The organism is Micromonospora sp. URMC 105, from assembly GCF_051386295.1.
Taxonomy (GTDB): Bacteria; Actinomycetota; Actinomycetes; order Mycobacteriales; family Micromonosporaceae; genus Micromonospora.
Genome location: NZ_JBPQTL010000007.1, coordinates 50,369 through 61,208, shown reverse-complemented (window position 1 = coordinate 61,208; position 10,840 = coordinate 50,369). Strand labels below are relative to the sequence as shown.

Genomic DNA, 10,840 nt, shown 5'->3' with positions numbered 1-10,840 from the left:
CGGTGTCATGAGTAACAAGCATCATGTTCCGCCCCGATGGGACTACGAACTCCTTCGCGAGCTCGGCTTGTTGTTGATGGCGCCTGATGTAGCGTCCGCGTTCCTCGATCACATGCGCGAGACGCTGGAGCTGCGCGTCGGCGAGGAGATCGCGCGTGCTCTCACCAACGAGGAGATGAGCGAATTCGAGGACGCGTTGGAAGAGGGCGAAGAGGTCGCCCTCAGATGGCTCGGAGATCACATCCCGGAGTACCCCGATGTCGCGAGTGCGCATTTTCAGGTTCTGAAAGAAGAGATTACCGGCATGACATCGCAGATCATGTCGGTCCCACCGAGCGTCGCGCGTCCTAATACTTGACGGTCACTGCACCTAGGGGATGTCTCGTAACCCTGGTGTTTGCCGGTTGAGGGTGGTCGGTCAGGATGCCTGGGTGCGGTGATCACCGCAACCGACTCTGGTGGATCTTTCCGCGTCTCCGTGCGGCCCATCCGGCGGTCACGCCGCCCGGGTCGCGACCACCACCGTGTCGAGCGCGTCCACGGTGCCGCCGTCGACGGCCACCGGCCGGCGGGCCGTCTCCGCGCGCCGCACCCGCAGCCCGTCGAGACCGGCGACCACCCGCTCCGGGGTGAGCAGGATCGCCGGGTCGCGCGGGCCGCCCACCCCGGCGTCCAGGTTGGCCCGGTCGTGTCCGACCACCACGACCGCGCCGCCGGGCCGCAGCGCCTCGCGCGCGCCGGCCAGCACGGTCGCCAGCGCGGCCGGGGGCAGGTGCAGGTAGGCGACCAGTACCAGGTCGTACCGGCCCGGCTCGGGGGCCTCGGCGGTGACGTCCGCGACGCGCCAGTCCACCGGTACGCCCCGGCGCGCCGCGAACTCCCGGCCGCGCGCCACCGCCACCGGTGAGAAGTCCGTCGCCGTCACCCGCCAGCCCCGCTCGGCCAGCCAGATCGCGTTGCGCCCCTCGCCCGCGGCGAGGTCGAGGGCGTCGCCCGGGGGAAGGTCGGCGACCTCCTGCACCACGAAACGGTTCGGCTCGGCGGTCCACACCAGCTCCGCCGAGGCGGCGTACCGGGCGTCCCAGTCGCTGCTGTCCACGGTCCGGTTATACGCCGACGCGGTGCCCGCGGCGCGAACTCCCGGCCGGCGTGAGCGCGCCTGCGGCCGGCGACGACGCAGGGTCTCCGTGGCATCGACGGAGCGCATATCCTGTGCGGCGACGACTCGCCGGAAGGGACGCCATGCCGTCGCGGCAGGACCAGCTCCACTCGTACCAGTTCACCGTGCAGCGGGCGGTCGCCGCGCTGGTGATGCGGGAGACCGACCCGGCGCGGTCGCCGTTCCGGCGGCTCGCGGGCGCCGGCCTGGCGAGCGTGCTGGTGGCGGCGATCGGGCTGGGTGGCTTCGCCCTGTACGGCCTCTTCGCCGGCGGCGGCAGCAAGTGGCGCGATCCCGGTGCGGTGATCGTGGAGAAGGAGTCCGGCGCCCGGTTCGTCTACCGGGACGGCAAGCTGCACCCGGTGCTCAACTACGCCTCCGCGTTGCTGATCATCGGCGCCGAGCGGTCCAGCACCGTGCTGGTCTCCCGCCGCTCCATCGAGGGGGTGCCCCGGGGCCTGCCGCTGGGCATCGCCGACGCACCGGACTCGCTGCCCGCCCCGGGGCGGCTCTCGACCGCCGCGTGGACGGTCTGCTCGGTCGTCCCGGCCGAAGCCGAGCGGGCGACACCCCGATCGGCCCTGCTCATCGGCCGGGAGGCCGACGGCGGGCGGCCCACCGGCGAGGAGGGGGTGCTGGTCCGGCACCCGGACGGCAGCCTGCACCTCGTCTGGCGGGAGCGGCGCTTCCTGCTGCGCGACACCAACCGGGTGCTGGCGGCCCTGGCCGCCACCCGGGAGCGGGCGGTGCCGGTGGCGCCCGCCCTGCTCAACACCCTGCCCGCGGGCGCCGACCTGGCCCCGCCGGCCCTGCCCGACCTGGGCCGGCCGTCGGCCGCGGTCTCCGGGGCCGCGGTCGGCGACGTCTACCTGGTCCGCAACTCCGGCGGCGGTCGGCAGTACGCGGTCGCGGAGTCCGACGGCCTCGCCGGCATCACCGAGCTGCAGGCGGCCCTGCTGATGGCCCGCACCGGGCAGGGCGAGCCGGAGCCGATCACCCTCGGCCGGTTCGCCGCGCTGCCCAAGCTGCCGGACCTCGTCCCCGGTGGTCCCACCGCCCCGCCCGCGTCGCCGCCCCGCCTGGCCGCGGTGGACGGTGGCGGGCTCTGCGCGCGCGTCGGCGACGACGGCGAGGTCCGCGATGTCCGCGTCGGCGCGACCGTGCCCGACCTGACCGCGGTGGCCCGTACCGGCGCGGCCACCGGGCGGGGTGCGGTGCTCGCCGACCACGTGCTGGTCGAACCCGGCCGGGGCGCCGTGGTGGAGTCCGTCGCCGCGCCCGGGGCGACCGGGGGCGCGGTCTCCGTCGTCACCGACCTGGGCCGGCGCTACGTGCTGGCCGGCACGGGGGTGCTGGGCATGCTGGGCTACCGCGACGTGCGGCCGGTACGCCTGCCCGCCGGTCTGGTCAGCCTGGTGCCGGCCGGCAGCCCGCTCGATCCGGCCGCCGCGCGGGCGGTCGCCGCCCCCGCCTGAGCCGGCGTCGCGGCGACGACGCCGCCCGCGCGGCGAGCGGCAGCGACCCGGGGTGGGCGGCGGTCCGGAGCCCGGGCGGGGCGCATGGTCAGGGCGTGAGGCGGCGCGTGGTCAGGAGGAGGGGCGGCGCAGCATGCTGACCGCGAAGTCCGCGTCGTCGCGCCAGGGACGCAGGTCCCAGGTGGCGAAGCGGTGCTCGGGGCGCAGCCCGGCGGCGACCGCGTCGCCGTCGAAGTCCGCCAGGCGGTAGCCGCGGTCGGTGCCGAAGCCGACCAGCACCACGCCGTCGGGGCGCAGGTGCGCGGCGATCCGGGCCAGCACGTCGCGTTCGGTGCCGGGGGCGACGAACGCCATCACGTTGCCGGCCACCACGGCCGCGTCGAACGGCTCCGGCTCGCCGGCCGCCGCCAGGTCCAGCTCGGCGAGGTCGCCGACCAGCCAGCGCGGGCCGGGGTGATCGGCCTGGGCGGCCTCGACCAGCGCCGGGTCGGCGTCCACCCCGACCACCCGGTGACCACGGGCGGCCAGCGCGGCGCCGACCCGGCCGGTGCCGCAGCCGGCGTCCAGGATCCGCGAGCCGGGCGACACGACCGCGTCCACCAGGCGGGCCTCGCCGGCGAGGTCGGCGCCCTCGGCGGCGAGCTTGCGGAACCGGTCGATGTACCACTGCGAGTGCCCGGGACCGGTCTCGGTCGCCCAGCGGGTCGGGTTGGTCATGCCGCCACGGTAACCGGCGTCCGGCCGGGTGGCGCGGCGGTCAGGGCAGCCGGGCGACGGTGACGAACTCGTTGTAGGTGAAGAGCTTCCCGAGCATCCGGGGGAAGGGGAAGGAGTACTGCCGCACCACGGTCATGCCGAGGTCGCGGGCCGCCTCCGCCGCCTCGGCGAACCCGACGAACCGTACGTGGGTGGCGTCGCTGGCGTACCCGCGTTCCTGCGGGGTGATGAACACGGCGGTGCCGCCGGAGCGGACGAACGGCAGGTACGAGGAGATCACCTCCAGCGCCTGGCCGGCGGGGAGGTGCTCCAGCAGGTGCGCGGCGAGCAGCGAGTCGAAGGCGTCCGGCCGGGCGTGCTCGGAGCGGAAGAACTCCTCCACCGTGTACGCCTCGTGCCCGGCGGCCCGGGCGTGCGCGATCGAGGTGGCGTTGTGGTCCACCCCGACGGCGCCGTCGCCGAGGTTGGTGAGGTTGCGGCCCAGTCCGCAGCCCACGTCGAGGGTGCGGCCCAGGTGGAGCCGGCGCAGGTTCCAACGGTACGGCGCCTGCACGTCGAGCAGTTGCTTCCAGCGCGCGCCACCCAGGCGTTGCAGCCGACGGGTGTAGTCCTCGCCCTCGGTGCCCGTCGGAGCGTCCTGCCGTGCTCGACCCATCGCCGGCCCCTTTGCCTGTCGCGGATACGGATGTGGTGCAGGCGCACCCTCCGGCGGCACGCGCAGGCGCTCCGCCGGTCTTCCCCCGTACCCGCCGGGGCGGGTTCCCGAACGATGCTAGTGACGACCGGGGGGTTCGGCACCTCTTCCGAGCAGGTGTTTCGCGGTGTGATCGTGGTGTCGACGGACGGTGACCGGTGATCCCGGTCACCGTCCGTCGCGCGGTCAGCCCTTCTCCGCGCCGGCGGTGAGGCCCTCGGTGAGCAGCCGCTCGCTGGCGAAGAAGAGGATCACGATGGGCAGGGTGAGGATGACCGACCCCGCCATCAGCACCGTCTTGGGCACCTCGACGCCGTCGGCGAGCAGGGACAACCCGAGCGACACCGTCCACCGGTCCGGCTTGTCGACCAGGAAGAGCAGCGCGAAGAGGAACTCGTTCCAGGCGATCATGAAGTCGTAGAGCGCGACCGCCATGATCGACGGGGCGGCCAGCGGCAGGCTGATCCGGCGGATGATGCCGAACCGGCCGGCCCCGTCGATGGCCGCGGACTCCTCCAGGCTGATCGGGATGGTCTCGAAGTAGTTCTTGAGCATGTAGACCGAGACCGGCAGGGTCTGCGAGATGTACACCAGGACCAGCCCGAACAGCGACCCGCGCAGCCCGGCCCGGGTGAAGACCACGAAGAGCGGGATCGCGATGACGATCGACGGGAACAGGTAGACCGCCAGGAACAGCGCGTTGACCTGGCGGCGGCCGAAGAAGCGCAGCCGGGAGACGGCGTACGCGCCGGGGATCGCCACCACCAGCGTCAACAGCGTCGCGGCCAGGGCGACCAGGCCGCTGTTGCGGATGAAGGTGAGGAAACCCTGGCCGCCGTCCTCGGCGGCCTTCAACACCTCGGTGTACGTGGACACGGTCAGCTCGCCCAGCGGCACCCACAGCGAGCCGGGGTCGAGCAGCAGTCGTTCGATGGGGCGTACCGAGAGCACCAGCATGTACCAGAACGGCAGCACCGTGATCAGCAGGAACGCGGTGAGCACCAGCCGGCGCAGCCAGCGCAGTGAGACGGTCTCGATCCGGTCGCGGTCCATCAGGCCTCCCGTCGTCCGGTGAAGAAGCGCAGGTAGATCGCGACGAAGACGATCAGCACCACCGCCAGCACGACGGCCTGGGCCGCCGCCGCCCCGATGTCGGTGCGCGCGGTGAGGAACTGGTAGACCCGGACGCTGACCACCTCGGTGCCGGCGGAACCACCGGTGAGCAGGTAGACGTCGTCGAACTTGTTGAACGTCATGATGAACCGCAGCACCCCCAGCAGGGCGATCACCGGCATGAGCTGGGGCAGCAGGATGTGCCGGAACCGTTGCGTCGGGGTGGCCCCGTCCACCCGGGCGGCCTCCTCCAGCTCGCCGGGGACGGCCTGGAGCCGGGCCAGCAGGAACAGGAACGCGAACGGGAAGTAGCGCCACGCCTCGAAGGCGACCACCGTCGCCAGGGCGGTCGAGTCCTGGGACAGGAAGGGGATCGGGGCGTCCCAGCCGAGGAACCGCTGCCCCCAGTCGTTGACGAGGCCGAGCTGGGGGTCGAGCATCACCTGCCAGACGAAGGCCACCGCGACCACCGGCGCCACGTACGGCAGCAGCATGGAGGCCCGGACCAGCGTCCGGCCCCGGAAGGGCCGGCGGACCACCAGTGCCGCGACCAGGCCGAGCGCGATCGACCCGGCGGTGCCGCCGAGGCTGTAGAGCACGGTGGTCCAGAGCGTGTCGGCGAAGCCCGGGGTGCTCAGCACCCGGTCGATGTTGTCGAGGGTGAACTCGCCGAACAGCCCGGTCTTGCGCAGGGTGGCCAGGCGGACCCGCTGGAAGGCCAGCAGCACCGTCCAGACGATCGGGATGCCGATCACCGCGATCACCACGAGCAGGGTGGGGGCGACCAGCGCGAGCCCCTCCCGGGACTCGCGGCGACGCAGGGTCAGCGGACGCCGGCGGCCGGGACCGGGCCGCTCCCGGGCGGGGGAGCGGCCGGTCTCCGGCGGGGCAGCGGTCAATTGACGCCCGCCTTGATCGCCTCCACGTCCTTCTTCGCCCGGGCGGCCGCCGCGCCGGCGTCGCTCTTGCCGCCGACGACGTCCGCGAGGGCCTTGGGTACGGGCAGTTCGCCCAGGATCGCGCCGACCAGCTTGCCCTGGCCCTGGGTCAGGCCCCAGCGCTGGAAGGTGTCCGGGCTCGTGCGCAGGCTGGCCAGCACCTCGTCGCCGTACACCTCGGACAGTGGCTTCTTGGCGTCCACGCCGGCCTGGCTGGTGTTCCAGGCGGTGAGGAACTTCTCCCGGTCGTCGGCGGTGCCCTTGCGGACCGGGAAGCGCCCCTCGGGGGACATCCCGAACCAGCGCGGGTAGCCGTCGGAGAGCATGTGCTCCACGAACGACGTCGCCGGGTCGGCGGCGGCGCCGTCCAGCACCGCCCAGGAGCTGATCTCGCCGTACTGGGCCGGCTGGGTGCCGTTGGGTCCCTTGATCGCGGTGACGAAGCCGCTGTTCTTCGCTAGGAACGTCGGGTCGGCCTGGCACTGCGGGCAGGTCGGCCGGGCGTCGGCGCGCAGCCCGGCCAGCTCGTCGAGGATGAACGGGGACCAGATCAGCATCGCCGCCTTGCCGGCGAAGTAGGTGGCCCGGGTGGTGTCGACGTCCTGCGCGCCCTTGACCGAGGAGGTGCGCATCAGGTCGCCGTAGAAGCGGAACGCCTCCACGCACTCCGGCGAGTCCAGCTTCACGGCTCCGGAGTCGTCGGTGAGCTGGCAGTTGTTGGCCAGCGCGAGGTGCTCGAAGGTCTGCTGGGTGAAGACGTCGCCGGGGGCGGTCGCCGCGGTGATGCCGGCGACCCCGCCGGTGTTCAGCTTCGCCGCGGCGGCGGCGATCTTCTCGTACGTGTCGGGGGCGGGCAGGCCGGCGGCGTCGAACAGGTCCTTGCGGTAGACCAGCAGTTGCCCCCACCCGTCGCTCGGTACGGAGAGCTGCTTGCCGTCGTCGGAGGTCAGCTCCAGCGCGCGCGGTGAGAAGGTGTCGCGTCCCAGCCTGTCGACGATCTCCTTGTTGGCGTCGGGGTGCAGCAGTTCGTTGCCGGCCAGCGTGCGGATGCCGGCGAGCGAGACGGAGCCGACCACGTCGGGCAGCTCGCCGGCGGCGGCGCTGGAGGCGATGAGGGAGGGAAACTGGTCCTCGTTGACGGTGACGAGGTTGACCTTGACCCCGGTCCTGGCGGTGTAGTCGGCGATGATCGCGCGGGTGGCGGTGACCCGGTCGGCCACGTCCTCCAGGCTCCACACCGTTATCTGCGAGTTGTCACTTTCCGGTTCGTCGTCGCCGCAGGCCAGCAGTCCGACCCCGGCAACTGCCATGATCAGGGTGGACGCGAGGATCCGCATCGAGGGTGATGGCATCGGTGGCACTCCTCTCGAAGGGTACACAAAGGGATTCAACGCCTTCGATTGATCAATAACAAGACATATAGCGATTTTTTGTTAAGATTGAGCCCGGTACGTCCCGGGAGTGGCGCCATGGGCAACTGGGTTGTCTCGCTGGCCGGGCCGCGGCGCGTGAGCCTCGAGCCCTGCCCCACCGATCCGCTCGGCCCGGGCCAGGTCCGGGTCCGCACCTGCTTCTCCGGCATCTCCGCCGGCACCGAGCTCACCATGTTCCGGGGCAGCAACCCCCGGCTCAGCAAGGACTGGGACGACGCCAGCCGGATGTTCGTCCCCCGCCAGACCCCGGTGCCGTACCCGCTGGTCGGGTTCGGCTACGAAGAGGTCGGCGAGATCGTCGAGGTGGCCGGCGACGTCGCCGACCGGCATCCGGGCCAGCTCGTCTGGGGCATCTGGGGGCACCGGGCCGAGGCCGTCCTGCCGGCCGGCGCGGTCAACCCGCTCGCCCCCGGGCTCGACCCGCTCGCCGCCGTCTTCGCCCGCCCCGGCGCCATCGCGTTGACCGCCGTGCTCGCCGCGGACCTGCATCTGGGCGACTGGGTCGGGATCTTCGGGCAGGGCGTGATCGGGCTGCTCGCCACGCGGCTGGCCAGCCTCTCCGGCGCCCGGGTGGTCGCCGTCGACCGGGTGCCGGCCCGGCTGGAACGCGCCGCCCGCCTCGGTGCCCGCCGTACGGTCGACGCCGGCGTCGACTCCGCCGCCGCCGTGCTCCGCGAGGCCACCGGCGGCCGGGGCGCGGACGTCTGCCTGGAGCTGTCCGGGGCGTACCCGGCGCTGCACGAGGCGATCCGCGCCACCACCCACGCCGGCCGCGTCGTGGCCGCCGGCTTCTACCAGGGCCAGGCCGACGGGCTCGGCCTCGGCGAGGAGTTCCACCACAACCGGATCCAGCTGGTGGCGGCCCAGGTCTCCGGACCCGCCCCGGCGCCCGGCCTGGCCGGCCGGTGGTCCGGTGACCGCATCGCCCACACCTTCATGGACCTGGTGGCCGAGGGCAGCGTCGACCCGCTGCCGCTGGTGAGCCACGTCGTGGACGCCCGCGCGGTGGCCGACGCGCTCGCGTTGCTCGACCGCGGTGCCGGTGACGTCCTACAAGTCGTGCTGAGGTTCTAGATGACCATCCCGCTCGCCTGCCAGGAGCAACTGCTCCCGGGCACCAACCTGTCCCAGAAGTTCGCCCTCGCCACCGCTCTGGGCTACCAGGGCATCGAGCTGCGCGGCCGGGGCGACCTCGCCCTCGCCCGCCGGCTGCCCGAACTGCGCCGGGCCCGCGCCGAGGGGGTGGTCATGCCCACCGTCTGCGTGGAGATGGACCACTTCATCGGCGACTTCGACCCGGCGCGCTCCCGCGACGCGGTGGCCAACCTGCGCTCCCAGCTCACCGTGATCGCCGAACTCGGCGGCGTCGGCGCGATGACCCCCGCCGCCTGGGGGATGTTCTCCCGCCGGCTGCCGCCGTTCGAACCGCCCCGCTCGCCCGGCGGCGACCGGCAGGTGCTCGTCGACGCCCTGGGTCACCTCGGCGAGCACGCCCGCACCGAAGGCGTCACCCTCTTCCTCGAACCGCTCAACCGGTACGAGGACCACATGGTCAACCGGCTCGACGAGGCGGTCACGCTCTGCGCCGCCGTGGGCCTGCCCTCGGTGCGGGTGGTCGCCGACACCTTCCACATGAACATCGAGGAGGACGACGTGCACGCCGCCCTGCGCGCCGCCGCGCCGTACCTGGGGCACGTGCAGGTCAGCGACTCCAACCGGTTCCAGCCCGGCGCCGGGCACCTGGACTGGCCGGCGCTGCTGGGCACCCTGCGGGAGATCGGCTACCCCGGCTGGCTGGCGCTGGAGTGCCGGCTGCGCGGCGACCCGGTCCGGGCGCTGCAACAGGCGGCGACCGTGCTGCGCCACGCCCAGCCCCGGCAGGCGGCGGCATGAGCGCCGGCGCCAGCGGCCCCTCCGGCCTGGGCGCGCCCCCCACCGACCACCCCGGCGGCGGCCCCGCCCCACAGGCCGGCGCGGCGGCCCGGCCGGCGCCCGGCGCGCTCCTCGCCGACCTGCGGCGGCTGGCGATCACCACCCTCGACGCGAACTGGGAACACGACCACACGGTGCCCTCGCGCACCCTCTACCCGCACCAGTGGAGCTGGGACTCGGCGTTCATCGCCGTCGGGCTGGCCCACGTCCGCCCGGACCGGGCGTGGCGGGAACTGCGCACCCTGTTCGGCGCGCAGTGGGCCGACGGGCGGGTGCCGCACATCGTCTTCAACCCCGCCCTCCGGGTCGGGTCGTACTTCCCCGGGCCGGAGTTCTGGGGCTCCGCCGCCGCCGAGGGCGCCCCGGCCGCCGCCACCTCGGGCATCGTCCAGCCGCCGGTGCACGCCCAGGCGGCCTGGCTGGTGCACCGCCGCGCCCCCTCCGAGGCGTCGGTGCAGGCGCTGCGCTGGCTCTACCCGAGGCTGGTCGCCCAGCAGCGCTACCTCACCGGCCGGCGGGACGTCGGCGGGGCCGGGCTCGCCGCCATCGTGCACCCGTGGGAGTCCGGCCTGGACAACAGCCCGGCCTGGGACGCGCCGATGGCCGCGGTGCCCGCCGACGCCGCCGTCATGCGGGCGTACCGGCGGCACGACACCGCGCACGCCGACGCGGCGCACCGCCCCACGGACCTGGACTACGCGCGCTACGTCGCGATCGTCGCCTCCTACCGCGAGCATCGCTACCGCGACCACGCGCTGGCCGGGTGGCATCCGTTCCTGGTCGAGTGCCCGCTGTTCAATGCGGCGCTGGGCGCGGCGGAGCACGCGCTGGCCGGTATCGCCGCCGTGGTGGGCGCCGATCCCGGCCCGCACCGCGACCGCGCGACCGCCATCACCGAGGCGCTGGTCCGGCGGCTCTACGACCCGGTCACCGGCACCTTCCACCCGCGCGACCTGCGCACCGACCGGCTGGTCCCGGCCCGTACGGTGCTCGGGCTGATGCCGCTGATCCTGCCCGACCTGCCGGCGCGCCAGGTGGGGGCGGTGCTGGCCGAGGCGTGCTCGGCGCGGTTCGGCCTGGCCCGGCACATGCCGCGCCCGCTGCCCACCCACGACCGGGGCGCGCCGGACTTCGAGCCGCTGCGCTACTGGCGCGGCCCGAGCTGGATGAACACCAACTGGCTGCTCTGGCGGGGGTTGCGCGCGCACCACCGGCCGGACCTGGCCGCCGGCCTGCGCGAGTCGATGCTGGAGCTGGTCGCCACCGGCGGCTGCCACGAGTACTTCCACCCGGACACCGCGGCGGGGCTCGGCTCGGCGGCGTTCAGCTGGACGGCGTCGCTGCTGCTCGACGTCCTCGCCGAGGAGTGAGGGGACTCC

General features: G+C 73.7%; 11 protein-coding genes. 5 read left to right on the top strand and 6 right to left on the bottom strand.

Going from position 1 to position 10,840, the window contains the following annotated elements; translation table 11 throughout:
* Positions 1-7: 7 nt before the first annotated feature.
* On the top strand, positions 8-358 hold the full coding sequence (locus ACSNN7_RS04435; RefSeq protein ID WP_436679315.1) for a DUF5663 domain-containing protein: 351 nt from the start codon (positions 8-10) through the stop codon (positions 356-358).
* A 138-nt stretch (positions 359-496) separates the two neighbouring features.
* Here ACSNN7_RS04435 and ACSNN7_RS04430 read toward each other — a convergent pair whose 3' ends face one another.
* Positions 497-1,099 (bottom strand): class I SAM-dependent methyltransferase, encoded by a 603-nt coding sequence (locus tag ACSNN7_RS04430; RefSeq protein ID WP_436679313.1) that lies wholly within the window; start codon positions 1,097-1,099, stop codon positions 497-499.
* A gap of 143 nt (positions 1,100-1,242) precedes the next feature.
* On the opposite strand from ACSNN7_RS04430, the gene eccB reads away from it, so the two are divergent.
* A complete protein-coding gene (gene eccB, locus ACSNN7_RS04425; RefSeq protein ID WP_436679312.1) occupies positions 1,243-2,634 on the top strand; it encodes a type VII secretion protein EccB in 1,392 nt (463 codons plus the stop codon).
* A gap of 111 nt (positions 2,635-2,745) precedes the next feature.
* Here eccB and ACSNN7_RS04420 read toward each other — a convergent pair whose 3' ends face one another.
* The 5 genes from ACSNN7_RS04420 to ACSNN7_RS04400 all read right to left on the bottom strand — a co-directional run bounded on the left by ACSNN7_RS04420 (position 2,746) and on the right by ACSNN7_RS04400 (position 7,448).
* Positions 2,746-3,351, bottom strand: a complete 606-nt coding sequence (locus ACSNN7_RS04420) for a class I SAM-dependent methyltransferase (protein ID WP_436679310.1) — start codon at positions 3,349-3,351, stop codon at positions 2,746-2,748.
* A 40-nt stretch (positions 3,352-3,391) separates the two neighbouring features.
* Positions 3,392-4,006 (bottom strand): methyltransferase domain-containing protein, encoded by a 615-nt coding sequence (locus ACSNN7_RS04415; protein ID WP_436679309.1) that lies wholly within the window; start codon positions 4,004-4,006, stop codon positions 3,392-3,394.
* Positions 4,007-4,231: 225 nt separating this feature from the next.
* Positions 4,232-5,098: a carbohydrate ABC transporter permease gene (locus ACSNN7_RS04410; protein WP_436679308.1), complete on the bottom strand. Its 867-nt coding sequence runs from the start codon at positions 5,096-5,098 to the stop codon at positions 4,232-4,234.
* Complete coding sequence (locus tag ACSNN7_RS04405) at positions 5,098-6,057, bottom strand: carbohydrate ABC transporter permease (RefSeq protein WP_436679306.1); 960 nt, start codon at positions 6,055-6,057, stop codon at positions 5,098-5,100. The genes ACSNN7_RS04410 and ACSNN7_RS04405 overlap by 1 nt, the downstream gene beginning before the upstream one ends.
* On the bottom strand, positions 6,054-7,448 hold the full coding sequence (locus tag ACSNN7_RS04400; protein ID WP_436679305.1) for an ABC transporter substrate-binding protein: 1,395 nt from the start codon (positions 7,446-7,448) through the stop codon (positions 6,054-6,056). Before ACSNN7_RS04400 ends, ACSNN7_RS04405 begins: the two co-directional genes overlap by 4 nt.
* Positions 7,449-7,565: 117 nt before the next feature.
* On the opposite strand from ACSNN7_RS04400, the gene ACSNN7_RS04395 reads away from it, so the two are divergent.
* Genes ACSNN7_RS04395 through ACSNN7_RS04385 form a run of 3 tightly spaced genes read left to right on the top strand, consistent with a single transcriptional unit; the run spans position 7,566 to position 10,831 of the window.
* Entirely contained in the window at positions 7,566-8,603 is a 1,038-nt protein-coding gene (locus ACSNN7_RS04395) for a zinc-binding dehydrogenase (RefSeq protein WP_436679304.1), read from the top strand.
* On the top strand, positions 8,604-9,422 hold the full coding sequence (locus ACSNN7_RS04390) for a sugar phosphate isomerase/epimerase family protein (RefSeq protein WP_436679302.1): 819 nt from the start codon (positions 8,604-8,606) through the stop codon (positions 9,420-9,422).
* The gene (locus ACSNN7_RS04385; RefSeq protein WP_436679300.1) at positions 9,419-10,831 is read left to right on the top strand and encodes an MGH1-like glycoside hydrolase domain-containing protein; all 1,413 of its coding nucleotides are present in this window, start codon (positions 9,419-9,421) and stop codon (positions 10,829-10,831) included. Before ACSNN7_RS04390 ends, ACSNN7_RS04385 begins: the two co-directional genes overlap by 4 nt.
* Positions 10,832-10,840: the final 9 nt, after the last annotated feature.